14 protein-coding genes are annotated in these 19,298 nt (G+C 55.0%); 4 read left to right on the top strand and 10 right to left on the bottom strand.

Annotated elements, in window-relative coordinates:
• Positions 1-10: 10 nt before the first annotated feature.
• The 5 genes from dapA to fabV all read right to left on the bottom strand — a co-directional run bounded on the left by dapA (position 11) and on the right by fabV (position 5,323).
• Complete coding sequence (dapA, locus tag HBA55_RS20690; protein ID WP_166995343.1) at positions 11-883, bottom strand: 4-hydroxy-tetrahydrodipicolinate synthase; 873 nt, start codon at positions 881-883, stop codon at positions 11-13.
• A 128-nt stretch (positions 884-1,011) separates the two neighbouring features.
• Entirely contained in the window at positions 1,012-1,926 is a 915-nt protein-coding gene (gene lpxL / locus HBA55_RS20685; RefSeq protein WP_166995341.1) for an LpxL/LpxP family Kdo(2)-lipid IV(A) lauroyl/palmitoleoyl acyltransferase, read from the bottom strand.
• Positions 1,927-2,011: 85 nt separating this feature from the next.
• Entirely contained in the window at positions 2,012-3,055 is a 1,044-nt protein-coding gene (locus tag HBA55_RS20680; protein WP_166995339.1) for an NADP(H)-dependent aldo-keto reductase, read from the bottom strand.
• Positions 3,056-3,085: 30 nt separating this feature from the next.
• Positions 3,086-3,979: an MBL fold metallo-hydrolase gene (locus HBA55_RS20675; RefSeq protein WP_166995337.1), complete on the bottom strand. Its 894-nt coding sequence runs from the start codon at positions 3,977-3,979 to the stop codon at positions 3,086-3,088.
• Between the two features lie 156 nt (positions 3,980-4,135).
• Entirely contained in the window at positions 4,136-5,323 is a 1,188-nt protein-coding gene (gene fabV / locus HBA55_RS20670) for an enoyl-ACP reductase FabV (RefSeq protein ID WP_166995335.1), read from the bottom strand.
• A 167-nt stretch (positions 5,324-5,490) separates the two neighbouring features.
• On the opposite strand from fabV, the gene HBA55_RS20665 reads away from it, so the two are divergent.
• The 3 genes from HBA55_RS20665 to HBA55_RS20655 all read left to right on the top strand — a co-directional run bounded on the left by HBA55_RS20665 (position 5,491) and on the right by HBA55_RS20655 (position 8,095).
• On the top strand, positions 5,491-6,063 hold the full coding sequence (locus tag HBA55_RS20665; protein ID WP_166995333.1) for a MiaE family protein: 573 nt from the start codon (positions 5,491-5,493) through the stop codon (positions 6,061-6,063).
• A 9-nt stretch (positions 6,064-6,072) separates the two neighbouring features.
• Positions 6,073-7,227: a hypothetical protein gene (locus tag HBA55_RS20660; RefSeq protein ID WP_166995331.1), complete on the top strand. Its 1,155-nt coding sequence runs from the start codon at positions 6,073-6,075 to the stop codon at positions 7,225-7,227.
• Positions 7,228-7,567: 340 nt separating this feature from the next.
• Positions 7,568-8,095, top strand: a complete 528-nt coding sequence (locus tag HBA55_RS20655; RefSeq protein WP_166995329.1) for a hypothetical protein — start codon at positions 7,568-7,570, stop codon at positions 8,093-8,095.
• Positions 8,096-8,160: 65 nt separating this feature from the next.
• Here the strand turns inward: HBA55_RS20655 and aceF are convergent, their stop codons facing one another.
• The 5 genes from aceF to HBA55_RS20630 all read right to left on the bottom strand — a co-directional run bounded on the left by aceF (position 8,161) and on the right by HBA55_RS20630 (position 17,577).
• Positions 8,161-10,104 carry a pyruvate dehydrogenase complex dihydrolipoyllysine-residue acetyltransferase gene (aceF, locus tag HBA55_RS20650; RefSeq protein WP_166995327.1) on the bottom strand — a complete coding sequence of 648 codons (1,944 nt, stop codon included), beginning with the start codon at positions 10,102-10,104 and terminating at the stop codon, positions 8,161-8,163.
• A gap of 28 nt (positions 10,105-10,132) precedes the next feature.
• Entirely contained in the window at positions 10,133-12,802 is a 2,670-nt protein-coding gene (gene aceE, locus HBA55_RS20645) for a pyruvate dehydrogenase (acetyl-transferring), homodimeric type (protein WP_166995325.1), read from the bottom strand.
• Between the two features lie 319 nt (positions 12,803-13,121).
• Positions 13,122-15,962 carry an insulinase family protein gene (locus tag HBA55_RS20640; protein ID WP_166995323.1) on the bottom strand — a complete coding sequence of 947 codons (2,841 nt, stop codon included), beginning with the start codon at positions 15,960-15,962 and terminating at the stop codon, positions 13,122-13,124.
• A 156-nt stretch (positions 15,963-16,118) separates the two neighbouring features.
• Positions 16,119-17,246, bottom strand: coding sequence for an AI-2E family transporter (locus tag HBA55_RS20635; protein WP_166995321.1), 1,128 nt, complete (start codon positions 17,244-17,246; stop codon positions 16,119-16,121).
• Positions 17,247-17,358: 112 nt separating this feature from the next.
• Positions 17,359-17,577 carry a sulfurtransferase TusA family protein gene (locus tag HBA55_RS20630; protein ID WP_166995319.1) on the bottom strand — a complete coding sequence of 73 codons (219 nt, stop codon included), beginning with the start codon at positions 17,575-17,577 and terminating at the stop codon, positions 17,359-17,361.
• Between the two features lie 241 nt (positions 17,578-17,818).
• Between HBA55_RS20630 and HBA55_RS20625 the strand changes: the two genes are divergently transcribed.
• Positions 17,819-19,288 carry a M48 family metalloprotease gene (locus tag HBA55_RS20625; RefSeq protein ID WP_166995317.1) on the top strand — a complete coding sequence of 490 codons (1,470 nt, stop codon included), beginning with the start codon at positions 17,819-17,821 and terminating at the stop codon, positions 19,286-19,288.
• The last annotated feature ends 10 nt before the right edge of the window (positions 19,289-19,298 follow it).

The following is a 19,298-nucleotide window of genomic DNA, read 5'->3' as shown; positions in this document are numbered from 1 at the left end:
AGTTCAGTAATTACAGCAGTCCGGCGCCATTGAGCGCGTCTCGCACCTGCTGGTGGTATTGCTCCGCCAGCGGTGTCATGGGCAGGCGGATACCCGCTTGCATCAGACCCATTTCGGCCACGGCCCACTTCACGGGAATAGGGTTCGGCTCCACAAACATGGCTGCGTGAACCGCCATCAGCTGTTGATTGATGGCACGGGCTTCTTCGCTCTTTCCGGCGATCGCCAGTTCACACATTTTCGCCACCTGTGCCGGGGCCACATTAGCGGTAACACTGATGTCACCCTTGCCGCCCAGCAGCATCAACTCAACGGCAGTCTCGTCGTCACCGGACAGAACCAGAAAGTCCTCAGTATTGTCCAACAGAGTCGGGACGCGGTCGATTTCGCCGGTGGCCTCTTTAATACCAATAATATTGTCGACCTTTGACAGCCGAATAGCGGTTTCCGGTGACATGTCGACCCCGGTACGGCCGGGCACATTGTAAAGCAGCTGCGGCAGAGCGACCGCCTCGGCGATGGCTTTGTGATGCTGAAACAAGCCTTCCTGGGTGGGCTTGTTGTAGTAGGGGGTCACTGACAGGCAGGCATCTGCGCCCGCGCCTTTGGCAGAGGCCGTCAGTTCGATCGCTTCCTGGGTGGAATTGGCACCTGTACCCGCAATCACCGGGATGCGGCCATTGATCTGATCGACCACCTTTTGTATGACCTTCAGGTGCTCATGTACAGACAGAGTCGCCGACTCACCGGTGGTACCAACCGCAACAATGGCATGGGTACCTTGCTCAAGGTGCCAATCCACCAGTTTATGGAGGCCTTCCCAGTCCAGCTCATTTTCCGCTGTCATCGGGGTTACCAGGGCAACCATACTACCTTGAATCATGCATTGTCTCCGTCGGGCTTTCAGGCAAAAGCGTAATGTTACTGACGCCCAAACCCCGACACAAGTTCCCTTGGCATTTTCTTTGCCGGTTATTCTTAATCTTTGTCAATTAGGGCGAACAAAAGGTATCAGTAAACCCTGGCCTCTCCCGGAGGACGGGTTTTGAAACGACGATGGGCCCAGAGATACTGCTCGGGCTGCTCCAGGATTCGGGCTTCAATATATTCATTGATACGACGGGCGTCCCGCATGTCATCCCCTTGCGGAAACGCCTTCAGCGGAGGATGTATCACCAGCTCGTAACCACTCCAGCCAGGCAGACGACGCTGGGTAAAAGGCACCACCTGTGCCTTGCCGAGCCGGGCAAACTTGGCGGTAGCCGTCACTGTCGCGGCCTCGACTCCGAACAAGGGGACAAATAGCGACTGCTTGGGACCATAGTCCTGGTCGGGTGCGTACCAGACAATCTGCCCCTCTCTCAAGGCCTTAAGCATGCCGCGGACGTCTTCGCGCGGGATCACCCGGGTTTCCTCGTGATGACGCTCCCGCCCTCGACGCTGCACATAGTCGTAGACCGGGTTTTTATGGCGTCGGTACATGCCAGTGATAAAACGCTCCTGACTCATAAACGCCCCGCCGATATCCAGCGTGGTAAAGTGCATGGCCATCAGCAGAACACCCTGCTGGGGATGCTCGGGCAGATGCTCCAGCCCGCGTACCCGATAAAGCCGGCGCAGTCTCCAACTGGGCCAGAACCAGGCGATACCGGTTTCAAACAGCGCCATGGCGGTGGAAAAGAAGTTCTCGCGCACCAGCGCTTCTCGTTCCGCTTCACTCTTGCCAGGGAAACAGAGGCGAATATTGGTTTCGGCGATGTGACGGCGACTGCCCCCAACCCTCCAAAGCAAGTTTCCCAGCCCTCTGGCCATTAGCACTTGCAAAGCAAAAGGCAGCTGCGCCACCAACCACCAGAAGCCCATCAGCAACCACACCGGCCAATATCGCGGCGCGAGAAGAGATGCTTGAAATTGAGGTTTGTCCACCGGCGTCCCCAGCCTGCCAAAAAGCCGGCTATTGTTAGGGATTTTGCCGGCAACCGCCAGCAAAAAAAGACATGGCCTCAGACATTCAGGGCGCTGGGTTGGGGTTTCGATTGTGGATCGTGTTGATCGCCTTCATGACCTCTTTCTCCAGCGTCAGATCAATGCTGTCAATATTGCTGCGCAACTGCTCCATGGTGGTGGCACCAATGATATTGCTGGTGACAAATTCACGACTGTTGACAAATGCCAGCGCCATTTGAGCGGGATCCAGGCCATGCTCCCGCGCCAAAGCCACATAGTCTGCGGTAGCCGCACTGGTGCGTTCATTGGTATAGCGCGTAAAACGCTCGAACAATGTCAAACGGGCATCAGCCGGCCGCTGGCCATCCAGATACTTTCCGCTTAACACCCCGAAAGCCAAGGGTGAATAGGCCAATAAGCCAACTTTTTCACGCATGGCCACTTCAGCCAGCCCCACCTCAAACGTACGGTTTACCAGGTTATAGGGATTCTGAATAGAGACCACCAATGGCAAATTCCGTTCTTTTGCCAACCTCACCCAGGTCATGGCTCCCCAGGCGGTTTCGTTGGATAAACCGATATGACGCACTCGCCCCTCCTTGACCAATTCGGATAAGGCCTCCAGAGACTCTTCGATCTCGATGCTGTCATCTTCTACATGTCGATAATCCAACTGCCCAAAGAAATTAGTGACACGCTCGGGCCAGTGCACCTGGTAAAGATCCAGGTAGTCGGTTTGCAGGCGTGCAAGAGAAGCCTCAATCGCCTCGCGGATATGGTCCCGACTCAAGCGCGGGCCACCGCGGATATGCTCCATGCCGGTATTGCGATCCCCTCTCCCGGTCACCTTGGAGGCGAGCACTATACGATCTCGCTGGCCACGTCTGGCCAGCCAGTTTCCGATATAGGCTTCGGTGCGGCCCTGGGTTGCGGGTCTCGGCGGCACCGGATACATCTCTGCCGTGTCGATAAAATTGATACCCCGATCCATGGCATAGTCGAGCTGCTCAAAGGCTTCGGCTTCTGTGTTTTGCTGCCCCCAGGTCATGGTGCCCAGACCGATCACGCTGAGCTTTAAATCCGTATTACCCAATTGGCGATACTGCATGCTGCCTCTCCTATATATAGGTTGCCGACTCTAATCGCCGGCATACTCCCAGGTTTCTTCTCCCATAATCCAGTGCTTTTCGTGATGCTTGCGGGCGATGCCGTCGTGTACCAGTTTCTGCAGGTGCGACCACAGAGCCAGATGCGTCGCCCTGATCAAATCCCCACTGATTTCCGGATACACAAAGGGGGCAAGTTCCTCAATGGTGCCGGAACCGTGCTCCTTGAGTACCGCGATGGCCTTGTTCTCGCGGGTCATACGATGATCGTAGAGCTCCTGCAGCACTTTATCCGGCTCTGCAAGGACATGGCCGTGGGCCGGTGCCAGGTGCTTGATGCCCCGCCCCTTAAGCTTCATCAGAGAATCCAGATACTCCCACATGGTGCCACCGTGGGGCGGTACGATCACCACAGTGGCGCCCTGCATAATGTGATCACCGGCAAACAGAAGCTGCTCCTGTCGCAGCAGAAAACACACATGGCGCTTGAGGTGTCCGGGGGTGTGTATGGCCTCCAGCTGGTAGTCGCCACAGTCGATAACCTCACCATCTTCCACCTGTTTTTCCGGACGGAAGGTGTCATCGAGGTGGTCCAGATCTTCCAGATTACTGAAGCCGATCATGGTGGCGCCCGTCTCTTTGACGAGCGGCAGAGCCGCCGGGGAGTGATCTTCGTGCAAATGCGTTGCCAGCACTCGGTCGATTTTGCCGTCGGTGGCCTTCAGGATTGCATCAATATGTTCGGTTTTGTCCGGCCCCGGATCAACCACTGTATAGCGGTCGGTACCAATGATGTAGGTGTTGGTACCCGGCCCCGTAAATGAACTGGGATTACCCGCAGTCAGACGACGAACAAGCGGGCTAATGAAAACCGGTTCACCAACATTGAGATCGTAGTGAACCAGGGTGGTATGGATATCGGCCATTGAAAACTCCTAAGCCAGGCCGACGGGGAAAATCGCCGGCCAAAGTGATTTGGCAGGCTATCAAATTTTTTACGTCTCACACAAAGCCGACAGCCCAATTGTCAGTATTCACCGAACAACCAGCAAAAACGGCCGATGAAATCGGCCATTTTTTGATCACTTAAACTCCATCTCCACCACCGGGCTAATGTCAGCTTCATAGTCGACACCATCCCAACCAAAGCCGAACAGCTTCAGGAACTCCTCGCTGTAGCCCTTGTAATCGGTCAGATCGAAGAGGTTTTCTTCAGTAACCTGGGGCCACAGTGCTTCAATTTTCGCCTGGGTATCGGCGTTGAGTTCCAGGTTATCCATGCGGAAACGGTTTTGATCATCCAGGCGGGGTGTATCGGTGTACAAGCCCTCGGTAAACAGTCGATACAGCTGCTCGATACAGCCCTCGTGGGTTCCTTCTTCCTTCATGACTTTGTACACCAGGGAAATATACAGCGGCATAATGGGAATCGCGGAGCTGGACTGTGTGACGAGCGCCTTGAGAACGGCAACATTGGCCGTGCCGGAAACACCCGCAAGCTCGGTGTTGATAGCCTTGGCGGCGCGATCCAGATCTTCTTTGGCCTTACCGATAGTGGCATGGCCGTAAATTGGCCAGGTGAGTTTATCACCCAGGTAGGTATAGGCCACGGTATTGCAGTTGTCGGCCAGCAGATCCGCCTCTTTCAGGGCTGCCATCCACAGCTCCCAGTCTTCACCTCCCATCACTTTAACGGTATGGGCGATTTCGTCCTCATTGGCGGGCTCGACGGTGATGTCAGAGATCGTCAGCGTATCCGTGTTGAGGTTCTTGGCGGTATAACCCTCATTGATAGGCTTGAGAACACTGGTGTACAGCTCGCCGGTCTTGGGATCCTGGCGACGTGGCGCACCCAGGCTGTAGACCACCAGGTCCACCTTGCCCATATTGGCCTTGAGCAGATCAATGGCTTTTTCCTTGCACTCATCCGAGAAGGCGTCGCCATTGATGCTCTCGGCATAGAGCCCCTCGGCCTTGGCCGCCTGCTCAAAGGCAGCGGTATTGTAGTAACCCGCCGAAGCCGTGCGTTTTTCTGTCGGCGGTTTTTCAAAACAGACACCCAGGGTATTGGCGCCTCCGCCAAAGGCCGCAGTAATACGAGAGGCCAGCCCATAGCCGTTGGAGCAACCGATGACCAGGACGTTTTTGGGAGCCTTATCAATCGCTCCCTGTGCCTTGATGTAATCAATCTGTTGCTGAACGTTGGCCGCGCAGCCCTGCGGGTGCGCCGTGGTGCAGATAAAGCCGCGAACCTTGGGTTTAATAATCATAATTCCATCCTTCGGCATGGTGTCAGTCGTGTAGCGGACGTCATTATAGACAGCCGACCAGGAGAAAACAGTGATTTCACCGTGAAAATGGCCATTTACTGTCTGATTTTCCACTCGAGCTGGCTATAATGCCCGCCTGATACAACCCCATAAGAGACAAGCCACCGATGTACTCCCTGCGCCACGCCACCAGCGACCTCTGGACACAGACCGTGATAAATAATATGGATGACTTCCTCATCGACCATGCCGCGGCGGAGAAAAAGGCGTCCGGCATGGCCATTTCCATGTTATCCCACTATCCCGACCGCACCCGGCTGGTGAAAGCCATGATCGATCTGTCCATTGAAGAAATGACTCATTTCCGAGAGGTGGTCAAGATCATGACAGAGCGTGGCTTGCAGCTGGCTGCGGATGAAAAAGACCCCTATATCAACGAATTTCGCAAGGCCATGCGCAAGGGCAGCGAGCCCTATTTTTTAGACCGACTGTTGACTGCCGGCATTATTGAAGCACGGGGCTGCGAGCGCTTTGGGTTGGTGGGAGAAGCTTTGCCTGCTGGACAGCTGCAGGATTTCTATCGCCTGATCGCGAAATCTGAAGCCAAGCACAACACGCTGTTTATTGATCTGGCCGGACTCTATTTTTCGGAAAACCAAATCGCTGAACGCATGGACCAACTGTTGGACCTTGAAGCGGATATTGTATCGAAATTGCCGATTCGCGCCGCTTTGCACTGATCGGATCCTATGAGCGCTGTGGAGAAATATCTCAGCCGCTACGCCGAGGAAGAAGTCGGCTATCTGGCTGGCTGGCCGCCGGGGTTCGCCTACCAACACTGTGTAGTCATACCTGTCTATGACGAAGAGACGCACTTTGCAGAGCGGCTCCTGCCCCTGCTGGCATCAAATCACGCTTTGGGGATTATCGTCATCAATCGCCCGGATAACCGCGCGGAGTGTGACGCTAATGAGTCTCTGCGAATCTGGTTACAACAGCGCTTACCGCGAATTCACTGGCGCAACGGGCCTTTGTTGCTGCTAGGTGACGACCACAGTGAGTTACTGCTGGTGGACCGTGACCTCAAACCCATTCCACGTAAACAGGGGGTTGGCCTGGCCCGGAAAATCGGGGCAGATTTGGCTTGTTCATTGTCTTTGCAAGGGCATCTCTCGAACTCCTGGATACATAACACCGATGCGGATGCGCACCTGCCCGCGAGCTATTTTAAGGCCAGCCTTGCGGTGGCAGACCATTCAGCCATCAGCTATGCCTTTGAGCATATCCGCGACGACAGTGCCATCAGCCATGCCACAGCTCTCTATGAGCTGACCCTGCATCACTATCGGAACGGGCTGCAGCGTGCCGGGTCTCCCTATGCTTTTTATACCCTGGGCAGCACACTTGCGTTTGATGTTAAGCGTTACGCCCAAGTCCGGGGCTTTCCCAAGCGCGCCGGAGGCGAAGACTTTTACCTATTGAACAAGCTTGCCAAACTGGCGCCGGTCAAGAGCCTGAAGGAACCGGTCATTCGACTGGAGCCCAGACTTTCTCACAGAGTACCCTTTGGAACGGGCCCTGCCGCACAAAGGATCCAGGAACAAGGAGAAGTTCTCAGCTATGCCACTGAAATCTTCGACGCGCTCAAAGAGTGGCTGACTTATGTTGAACGGCACCGATATGTGGCGGGCTCCCTGGAACGATATCAGTCTGAACTCAGCCCCCCAGTGCAATCGACACTGGCCGACCTCGATGTGAACAGCTTGTATCGACATCTGCAGAAGCATCCCGGAGAGGCCCATTTTCATAGCTGGTTTGACGCTTTTCGGACATTAAAATTTGTGCATTATCTGCAGGCTCAGCACTTCCCGGCTCAACGTCTGCTGATCACGGCACCCCCTTGAGGTATTGCCGCGAGGGATTGGCAACCCCCCACAAAGTGTCAGAATATTTGACAACTTTGCGCGGTAGCCCGCTAAAGAAACAACCATTCTTTCACGAAGTCTGCTAATTCCTGGCCGGAATAGTCGTTGTGGAATTCAACACCACTATATGTGGCTCTAGAACCGTCAATTTTCCTAAATCGCCGGCACAGATCGTCAGGAATACTTACACTTTGCACGATTGCTTTAGGTGAATTGGGGTCAAACCTGTTGAATATCGCGCCACATGTACGCTGGCATAAACCTTGCAGAAACAAGAAACCAATGCACCAGAACAGATGACTCGCCAAGGAGGACAACTGTGGCAAGAAGAATTTACATCAGCCTGCTGGCCCTGATTATCAGCAGCCTGTTTACCACTGCGCAAGCCAGCCCAATTCTCTGGACAGTAACGGACGATGCCGGCGTTGCCACAACCAGCGCGGACACCATTTTTGGTACTTTTAAGTACGACCCGACAGATGCCAGCGGCACGGCTTACTCAATGATAGATCTGACCGTGCGCATGACCGACCTGATCTCTGGTGCAGCTCCCCCTGTTATCAATCTTACAGACGCCGAATTCGATCCGGCATTTTCCGGTCCGGACACACTTGCGACAACCGGCTCTGTTTTCATTGTTGATCTGGCGTTCTTTAGCCCATTAACCGCTGGCACTACTTCTCCAATAGAGTTTGCTCTCTTTGGTGACACAATCGCCCCGAGCGATGATCAGATCATTGCGCCTACCTTCTTCGTCAGCTCAAGCACCATCCCCACCAGCAGCTCCCTGACGCTATTGGCACTGGGTATCGTTGCTCTCGGTTGGTCAAGACGCCGCAGAAAGTGAATTCCTCTCCCATAAAAAAACCGGCCAATGGCCGGTTTTTTTATGGCTACTTAAAAGTTGCCGCCTTACAGCAGCAACTTTCTGATATCACCCAGCATCGACACCATATAGGTAAAGAAGCGACCGCAATCAGCTCCGTTGATAGCACGGTGATCATAAGACACACTCAGGGGCAACATCTGTCGCGGCTCAAACTCCGAACCATTCCAGACCGGCTTGATCTGGGCTTTTGAAACGCCCATGATCGCCACTTCCGGCGCATTCACGATTGGCGTAAAACCGTTACCGCCTATGGCACCCAGGCTGGAAATGGTAAAACAGCCGCCCTGCATATCGCGCGGCATCAGCTTGCCATTGCGGGCCTTAGCTGCAACTTCAACACTCTCTGCCGCCAGCTCCCACAAGCCCTTCTTATCCACATCGCGGATCACAGGAACCATCAGACCATTGGGGGTATCCACGGCCACACCGATGTGAATGTACTTTTTCTGAACAATGTGCTGGCCATCAGCATGCAGTGAGACATTAAAGCTCGGCTCTTCCGCCAGGGCTGCAGCGGCAGCCTTAAGCAGGAACGGCAGCGGCGTCAACCTGACGCCACGTTTTTCCGCCTCTGCCTTCATAGACTTACGGAAGGCCTCCAGCTCGGTAATATCCGCGTCATCAAACTGCGTCACGTGTGGCACGTTGAGCCAGTTGCGCGTCATATTGGCAGACGTGACCTTGGCGATCTTGCTCATCTTCTGCAGTTCGATTTCGCCAAACTGAGAGAAGTCGATCTCGGGCACCTCGGGGATGCCGGCACCGGTAGACAACTTACCGCTATCCACATCGGCAATAATCTGCTTCACGTAGGAACGGACATCGTCCTTGGTCAGACGGCCACGGGGACCACTGGCCGACAATTTGGCCATATCCACACCCAGCTGGCGAGCCAGCTTGCGTACGGAAGGTCCAGCGTAAACACCACCTGAGGAGGGCGCCTGCGCCGGCTCAGCGGCGACCGGAGCCGGCGCGGAAATCTTGGGACCTGAAGAGACCGGGGCGGGGGCGGCAGCAGGAGCAGCGGGCGCTTCCACTGCAGTGGGCGCAGCAGACTGCTCAGCCTCAAGCACCAATAGAATGTCACCTTCGGAGACTTTGGCGCCATCGGCAACCTTCAGCTCCAACACCTTGCCGGCTGCCGGAGAGGGAATTTCCATAGAGGCCTTGTCGGACTCTACAACCACCAGAGAATCACCCTCGGCAATCACATCTCCGGCCGCAACACAGATCTCAATCACATCAACGCTGTCACTGCCGCCCAGATCGGGTACCGGCACTTCAAGCGGGCCTGCAACGGCTGGCGCCGGCTCGACCGGAGCCGGAGCGGCCGGGGCAGCCTCGGGAGCTGCTGCCTCTGGCTCTGCTGCTGCAGCAGCTGTGGCCGCGGACTGCTGACCCTCAAGCACCAGCAGGATGGAACCTTCAGAGACCTTATCACCATCGGCCACTTTCATTTCCAGCACTTTACCGGCTGCCGGAGAGGGAATCTCCATGGAGGCCTTGTCGGATTCAACCACGACCAGGGAATCCCCTTCGGCCACTTCGTCACCAACAGCCACGCACAGCTCAATCACATCCACGCTATCGGCACCGCCCAAGTCCGGTACAGGCACTTCAACTGGACCGGTAGCCGCCGCCACCGCGGCCGGCGCGGGCGCTTCCACCACAGCCTGATCAGGTGTTGGCGCCGGTTCTGCAGCGGCCTCAGCCACCTTGGCCGTCGCACCCACAATTTCCAATTCCAATATGGCATCGCCCTCGGAGAGTGCATCTCCCTCCTTGACTTTGAGCGCCACCACTTTGCCGGAACTCGGGCTTGGCACTTCCATAGAGGCCTTATCAGACTCGACCACTACCAGCGACTGCTCAGCCTCAATAACCTCACCAGGCTCGACACAGATTTCAATCACATCTACTTTGTCCGCACCACCGAGATCGGGGACGGGAATAATCTCAATCGTCATATTCGCTACCTATCCTCAGTCTTCTCGATCAGCTGTACAGGGGATTGGCCTTGTCGGCCGATATACCAAACTTCTTCATCGCCTCGGCAACCACCTTGGCTTCCAGCTTGCCCTCATCCACCAGCGCCTTAAGAGAAGCCAACACCACAAAGTGACGATCCACTTCAAAGAAGCGACGCAGTTTGGTGCGGGTGTCACTGCGGCCAAAGCCATCGGTGCCCAGCACCGCGTAGTGACCGGGAATGTAGGCGCGCAACTGCTCCAAATAGGACTTCATGTAGTCTGTGGCACCAATAACCGGTCCCTCTCGACCCTTGAGCTGAGCAGTCACAAACGCTTCCTGCGGCTCCGATTCGGGGTTCAACAGGTTATGACGCGTGCAGTTTTGTCCATCACGGGTCAGCTCGTTAACACTGGTCAGACTCCAGATATCAGATTCAACGCCGTAGTCTGCGCGCAGCATTTCAGCAGCCGCTTCCACTTCACGCAGAATCGAGCCGGCCCCCATCAATTGCACCTTCAGCTCGGAACTCTTGCCTTCCTGTAGCAGGTACATCCCCTTGATGATGCCCTCTTCCGCGCCCACCGGCATTTCCGGATGCTTGTAGTTTTCATTCATGGTGGTGATGTAATAGAAGCAGTTTTCCTGCTCGTGGAACATACGCTGGACACCATCTTGAACGATAACAGCGAGCTCGTAGCCGTAGGTAGGGTCGTAAGTACGGCAATTGGGAATGGTATTGGCCAGGGTGTGACTGTGGCCATCCTGGTGCTGCAAGCCTTCTCCATTGAGAGTCGTGCGACCTGCTGTGGCGCCAATCAGGAATCCACGTGCCTGGCTGTCACCTGCTGCCCAGGCGAGGTCACCGATACGCTGGAAGCCGAACATGGAGTAATAAATATAGAACGGAATCATGGGTACGCCGCTGTTGCTGTATGCAGTAGCAGCTGCAATCCAGGCCGACATGGCGCCCGCCTCGTTGATACCCTCTTCCAGGATTTGACCGGTCTTGCTCTCTTTATAGAACATGATCTGGTCATGATCGTGCGGGGTGTATTTCTGCCCCTCAGAGGAATAAATACCCAGTTGACGGAACATGCCTTCCATACCAAAGGTACGGGCTTCGTCAGGAACGATCGGCACAACCCGCTCGCCAATCTGTTTGTCTTTGGCAAGCGTCGACAACAATCGCACAAACGCCATAGTGGTAGAGATTTCGCGCTCGCCGCTGCCTTTCAATTGCGCTTTAAAAGCATCCATGGGCGGGGTTTGCAGCACCGGGAAGTCCGCCTTGCGCGACGGCAGGTAGCCATTGAGCTCCTGGCGACGCTTGTGCATGTACACCATTTCCGGACTGTCCGGTGCAGGGCGGTAATAGGGTACGTTTTTAAGCTCGTCGTCGCTGATGGGGATACCAAAGCGATCGCGGAAGCGCTTCAGGCTTTCCAGATCGAGCTTCTTCACGGAGTGGGTTTCGTTTTGCGCTTCAGCGGATTCACCCATGCCGTAGCCCTTAACGGTCTGGGCCAGAATCACGGTAGGCTGACCTTTGTGCTCCACCGCCTCTGCGTAGGCCGCGTAGACTTTAAATGGGTCGTGACCACCGCGATTGAGGTACATGATATCCTCATCGCTGAGATCTTTGACCAGCTCCAGCAATTCCGGGTACTTGCCGAAGAAGTGCTTGCGCGTATAGGCACCGCCGTTGGCCTTGTAGTTTTGCAGCTCACCGTCGCAGACTTCGTCCATGCGCTTTTGCAGCAGGCCAGTGGTATCTTTTTCCAACAGAGCATCCCAGTGACGCCCCCAAACCACCTTGATTACGTTCCAGCCGGCCCCACGGAAAACACCTTCCAGCTCTTGCATGATTTTGCCATTGCCTCGAACGGGGCCATCAAGGCGCTGCAGGTTGCAATTGACGACAAAAATCAGGTTCTCCAGCTGCTCACGACCGGCGAGAGAAATGGCGCCCAGGGTTTCCGGCTCATCACATTCACCGTCACCCAGGAATGCCCAGACCTTGCGATCACCACGAGGGGAGAGATTGCGGGCTGACATATAACGCATCACGTGCGCCTGGTAGATCGCCTGAATGGGCCCCAGGCCCATGGAGACCGTGGGGAACTGCCAGTATTCCGGCATCAGCCAGGGGTGCGGATAAGAAGACAGGCCATCGCCATCCACTTCACGACGGAAGTTGTCGAGCTGCTCTTCACTCAGGCGCCCTTCGAGATAAGAACGGGCGTACATGCCTGGAGAGGTGTGTCCTTGAAAGTAAATCAGGTCGCCGGGCTGCTCGCCGTCGTTGCCGCGGAAGAAATAGTTGAAACCGATATCGTAAAGAGTGGCGGACGAAGCGAAAGAAGAAATATGGCCACCGAGGCCTTCGTCGTTGTCGTTGGCGCGCATGACCATGGCCAATGCATTCCAGCGAATCAGGGAGCGAATACGTCGCTCCATAAACAGATCCCCTGGCATGCGCTTTTCCGCCGTCACGGGGATGGTATTGCGATAGGGCGTAGTGATTGCAGCGGGCAGCTGCACGCCGGCATCAGTGGCTCGATCGGACAACTGCTTTAAAAGAAACGCCGCCCGCTCCTTACCGCCATAGCGGATAACGGAGTGCATAGCATCCAGCCATTCCCGGGTTTCCAGAGCATCCACATCCTCCTGAACCCGTTTTTCCTCTGTAGTCATACGCGTCAATCCTGTCTAAACAACCTGAAACAATCGCCCATTTGCTGATATTAGAGTATAGGCACCGCGAAGCAGCCGCTGCCATTATTATGGACACCTTAAAAATCTGTAGTATTTTTACACTATATCGATTTCAGCACAAGCCGAACCATGCGAAGCTGCCGTAAAGAGTGGCCAATTTGCCGAAATTCAACAACCTATGAAGAATTATTCTTGTAGTTTAACTACAAATTTGGGGGTATCTGACTACAAAACTACATGTAAGCCAGCGGCCAGCGGGGGAACCACTTGCCCTGACGTTAAAGGATTGGATGAACAGCTATGGGTAGCTGTAGTGGGAGGAGCGGCGCTTAAACAGCTGCATATCGTCAATGAGCACTTCGCCATCCGTATTGGCAACCGACTTGTCTGCACTGGCCGTTAACCAGACTGACTGCGAAGGCTTCATCACAGCTTCACTATAGGCCTGCAGAGACTGAGGTGTCAGGGCCTCAATCGCGCCAATCAGCTGCTCGCGACGATCGAACTTGTCGGCGTCAGAGACGATGTTGGACCAGAATCGCGCGGATTGTTCAGGCAGGTTCTTGGGCGCCTCCCGCAAGCTGGCCAACAGGGCTGAGCGATGCTGCTCAAACGATTCCACCTGCCCGGCCTGCTGGGCAATAAACTGCTCGATCTCTGACATTACCTCGGGCAGGGGCGTGGATGGAGACTGCACCACATAGACGTTTGCCGAAACATCCTTTAACGCCATGCTGGTAATAAAAACGATATATCCAAGCTGCTTCTCGGTCCGCAACTGGTGGAAGAATCCGGATCGCAACATTTGGCGCATCATCATCATGGATGCGCGATCTTCAACACTGTCGCCCAGGGCCTGCTGGTAAAAAACGGCCGCAACATCGCGATGGTCCACCTGCAAGTGACGCTGATCGATTTGCTGCGTCAGCTTAACCACCTGTGCCGGAGGAAGCGTCAGATCCGCCTCTTTGTCCGCATCGCGTCTCAATTTATGTTCAATCAACGTGGCGAGTTTTAGCGCCTCCTGACGGTAGAGATTTCCATGTATCAACGCCTTGATATCAGCCCCGATTAATACCCGACTGGCAAAACGACGAACATCTTCATGCTGAATATCTTCCAACGCGTCGGCCATGGCGCTTTTATCCCACAGGGGCGAGTAAAGCAATACCGGCATCTGTTCAAACAACTGTTCGTAAGGGGTGAGCTGTCTTTGATTGCGCCATCGCCGCATCAGTTCTTGCTTCAGGCGCTCGACGCGACCGGACTGGAAGCGGTTGCGCTCGATGGCATTAAGCAAACGACTCAGCAACAACCCCTGACGGTCGTTATAGCCGGACAACTGGAGATCAAAACCCCGACTGTTGGCGGATATATTAAAGTTCAACCCGGCCAGGGCCGCGGGATAGGCAAATTCATTCAGACTGTCGTTGAGCAGATCCACATACAAATGCGTCAACGCCGCCTCTCGGATACCCTGTGCGGCCAGAGGCGCCATCACCCGAATGCGAATGCTGGCTTTCGGCACCTGAAAGCGATCATCCTGCTTAAACCAGATGTTGATCGCATCGCCAGAACTGATTTTCTCAGGATTGACCGCCGCCGTTTCCATAGGCGGCAAATCTTTGACCTGCAGACGTCGAGGCAAAAAGCTATTGGGTTTTGGCAGTTCCAACCTGGCTAAATGCCCCTTGGGAACCGCGGCCACCTCGTAACGCAGTTGCTCCACAGAATATGGGGTGTTATAGAGTTTACTAACGCGATTGGTTTCGACATCCGGAGCGGTCACCATCCAGAGAAAGTTGTCCGGCTTGAGATATTTCAAATAACGGCGTATCAAACGCCCATCGAATTCGTCAAAGGCGTAGCGCCCTCGAATAATATCCCGTGCCCGATAGCGATGCATCTGATTGGAGAGCTGGCTGACGGTATGGATGGCTTCACCTTTTTCCGCAAACCGGAAAGCGATTTCCGCGAGATTCTGCTGTTCCTCAAAGCGCCACTTTTCAATGCCCCGCTCGCGGATAAGCTGAATCATTCGGAAGGTGATGGCAACAACCTTTTCCTGATTGGCATAGCCGTCCGGTGTCAGTTGCATGGAGATATTGAAGGTGCCCTGATTGCGACCGTCGATACCGCCCCCGGCGCTAAGCCCTTCGACCCACCCCAGATCCTTGAGGAGTGACAGTAAACTGCCCTCCCCTTCGTGGCCCAGCAGATTACCCAGATACTGTAACGGCTTTTGGCGGTAGAGATTGTCAGCGGAAGGAACCGGAAAGACGAGACTCAAGCGACGCTCGTCTTTCTCAGGTTTGACCTGCACCCGCGCTGGCAAAAAGTTGCTGCGAAACATGTCCATACCGGTGATCGGCGCCCTGGTTTTACGCCTTTTGATAGCACCAAACCTTTCCACCACCATACCTTTTAGCTGACCCAGCGACTCCCGCCCCAAGACCACCAGCGTCATATTGTCGGCCGAATAATAATCTCGGTAGAACTCCAGCAAATCCTTCCTTACCGAATCGCTATCGCGATCCGCCAGAGTCTCCAGGCTGCCGACGCTGAATTTGGACATGGGATGCCGCTGGCTGACGATATGGCGATAGACATCCAACTCTCTGCGATAGGCATTCTTGATCTTGGATTTGTATTCGGAGTGAACCGCTTTACGTTCACGTTCAACGTATTCAGCGGTAAAAAGGGGGGCAACAAAAAACTGTGCGAACCGATCCAACGCCTGGTCGAGATGGGATTGTTCAACATCAAAGAAATAGTTAGTGTGCTCAGGGCTGGTGTAAGCGTTGTGCGAGCCGCCATGGCTGCTGATAAACGCCTGGTACTCTTCAGGTTGCGGGTATTTTTTGGTCCCCAGGAACAGCATGTGCTCGAGAAAATGGGCGAGACCGGCACGATCCCGGGGGTCGTCGGCGCTGCCGATATGCACATCGAGTGAGGCGGCAGCCTTATCGGTTTCCGAGTCTGAAATCAGCAGGACACGCAGGCCATTGTCCAGATGGAGGTACTCATATTGACGATCATCGTTGGGACTGGTGATTACCTCGGCCGACTTGTCCCTGGCGGACAGAGATGTGGCCGTTAGCAACAGGATGAAACCCAGCGACAGCAGCCTCAATGTCATCAATACTCGCAAGCGCAATTCCCTCTATTCCCTCTAGGTTAACAAAAACTCAATATGCTTCACTGTACGGCCCCCTGACAGAGGCTCCTGTTTGGGGGCTGAAGCTCTCAGTTATCACGCTGATGGCTCCTTAATCACGCTGATGGCTCCCAATAATCAAGCTGAAGGTTCCTTCACCGGTTTGGTGGCCGCGGGTTTTGACGCCCGGACTGCTGCCTCCTCCGCTGGTGGAGACAGCTCCGCCAGCGGCCAGGCATTGAGAATCGCCTTGATCAAGGTCGCCAGGGGAATGGCAAAAAACACTCCCCAGAATCCCCACAGACCGCCAAACACCAGCACGGCCAGAATAATCGCCACCGGATGCAGATTCACCGCCTCAGAAAATAACAGAGGCACCAGCACGTTGCCATCCAGGGCCTGAATAACGCAATAGGTCACAAACAGCCAATAGAACTCATTGCCCAATCCCCACTGGAAAAAACCAATCATCAATACGGGCAGAGTCACCACTGCCGCGCCGATATAGGGAATCACAACCGACAGTCCCACCGCCAGTGCAAGCAACAGAGCGTAGTTCAGCCCCAGCAACAAGAAGGCGACGTAGGAAACAGCTCCCACCACCAGGATCTCAATAGCCTTACCACGGACATAGTTGGCAACCTGGTCATTCATTTCATGCCAGATCTGGCTCATCATGGGCCGCTGTCTGGGCAAAAACCCGGCCAACCAGTGCAATATGGCGTCGCTGTCCTTCAAGAAGAAAAACACCAGAATGGGCACCAGGATCAGATAAATCAGCAGGCCAATCACCAGTGGCAGGCTGGACACCGATACCGACAGCAGGTTCTGCCCCAAACCGCCAAGTTCCCGGCCCGCCAGATCCATCATTTCCTGAATTTGCGTTTCGGTGATCAATTGCGGGTACTTTTCTGGCAACAGCAACAGGAGCCGCTGCCACTCCATCAGCATACCTGGCACTTCGCCCGCCAGACGGGCACTTTGCTGCCATACCACCGGCACCAGATAGACAACCGATAGCACCAGCGCCGCAATCAGCAGGGATGTGGCCGCAGTCACAGCCATCCAGTGGGGCGCCTTCCAGGCTTTCAGGCGGGCCACCACGCCCTGCATCAGGAACGCGATAATAACACTGGCAATCGCGGGAGCCAGAATGCTGCCCATCGTGAGAATGATGACAAAGCTGACGATCAGGATCAGCGCCAGCAGCACCGCCTCTTCGGCGCCAAAATAGCGATCAACCCAATTTCTCAGAATGTGCAGCATTTAAACTCCGGGGTTGTTTCAGGATTCTGCTCTGGGAAGTGCTCAATCAGGGAAGGCTGTGACCATCGGCAGACTCTCAGCCCTTCTGTGCAACTCATTCTTAATGCCAACTTCATACTTTCTGTAAAACATAGGTGTAGCAGCCGTCTGATTCACTGCTTTCTACCAGCAAATTACCGCTCAGCTCAGTAAAGGTCTTGAAATCGCGGACCGAACCTGCGTCCGTTGCCAACACCCTCAGCCGGTCACCTGAGTCGAGCTGATTCAGAGCCTGCTTGGCCTTAAGCAACGGGAGGGGGCAGTTCAGCCCTCTGGCATCCACTTCTTTCATTTTTACCTCTTTAACTGCGGGTCAACTGTCCGCAGGGTTTAAGCCGGACTTTAACATGGACCTTAGAAATTGGATTTTTCTCCCAATTTCGGGGTCTAAGCGTTACCGGCGTCCTCTCTGGCAGGGGCCTACAATAATGTCGAACCTGCTTGCAGACAACCGAACGGTAAACATTTTTTAACCGGCACCGTCTGGTGGGGCCCTTTCAACTGAGTTAGAGTAGAAAATTAACGAGCCGTACATGATCTTCCAAGGCCAAATTGCTGTGTATCCAACCTTCTCCGCCACCGCCAAGTGGCTGCTTGCCACCCTGGCGTTAACGCTTTCCATGGCATCTAGGGCCGATTTCAATCTGCCCGAGCTGGGGGATGCGAGTTCGGCGATTGTGTCACCGCAGAAGGAATACGAGCTGGGTCAAACCTGGCTGCGATTGTACCGCAGTCGTGTCCCGACGTCCTCTGACCCGCTGGTCTATAACTACGTCCAGCAATTGTTGCAGCGACTGGCCGTTCACAGCCAGCTCAAAGATCGCAATCTGGAGTTGATTGTGGTCAGGAACCCAAGCATGAATGCGTTTGCGGTACCCGGTGGCGTGGTGGGGGTTCATACAGGGCTTTTCCTCTACGCCGAATCGGAAGCGCAAATGGCCTCCGTGTTATCCCACGAACTGGCTCACCTGAGCCAAAGACACTTTGCCCGGGGCGTTGAAAAACAGCAAAAGGCGAGCCTGCCGACCATGGCAGCCATGCTGGCGAGCCTGGTGCTGGCAGCAACCGCCGGTGGTGATGCCGGCCTCGCGGCACTCACTGCCACACAGGCGGCGGCACTGGATTCACAACTGCGTTTCAGCCGACAGAATGAACAGGAGGCGGATCGCATCGGCATGCTGACCATGGTCGCGGCCGGCGAAGACCCCCAGGCGGTGCCGGCCATGTTTGAACGAATGTTGCAGGCCACTCGTTTCACCCAGCGACCACCTGAATTCCTGCTGACCCACCCGGTGACAGAAAGCCGGATCGCCGACTCGCGAAACCGCGCCAATCGTTATCCCGCGCGCCAATATCCGGACAATCTCGACTATCACCTGATGAGAGCCAGAGTCCAGCTGCAACATGAAAATACCCCCCAGGATGGAGTAAAGCGCTTTAGCAGCGAACTCGAAGGAGATACGCTGTCACCCGAAGCCAGCCGTTACGGTCTGGTGCTGGCCCTCACCGACGCCAGCCAACCCCAAAGGGCGCGTGAGGTTATCGCGCCACTGCTCGAAAAGTCGCCCGACAAACCGGCGTACGTGATCGCTGCAGCGGATATAGAAGCTGCAGCCGGCAACTTTGACCTGGCGATCAGGCTGTTGGAACAGCAGCTGCAACGCCAACCGGAACACCATGCCTACAACGTGAGATATGCCGAACTGCTGATGGAACACGGTCAATATGCACACAGCGAAGAGGTGCTCGAAGCTCATGTCAAACGCCACCCCAAAGACGATTATCTTTGGTATCTATTGGCTGAGGTACACGGCCTGGCCGGCGACATTCTGGGTGTTCACACCGCGCGGGCAGAATACTTTATGCTCAACGGAGTCTATGACAAGGCCCAGCGCCAGCTGAAGAACGCGCTTAAACTGTCCAGGGGCAGCTACCACCAGACCGCTCTGTTGGAGGAAAAGATCAAACAGATCATCAAAATGCAGGAAAACCAGGACCTCTGATACTCAGAAC

The sequence above is a fragment of the Pseudomaricurvus alkylphenolicus genome (assembly GCF_011683955.1).
GTDB lineage: Bacteria > Pseudomonadota > Gammaproteobacteria > Pseudomonadales > Cellvibrionaceae > Pseudomaricurvus > Pseudomaricurvus alkylphenolicus.
This window is presented reverse-complemented; position numbering and strand designations above follow the sequence as displayed.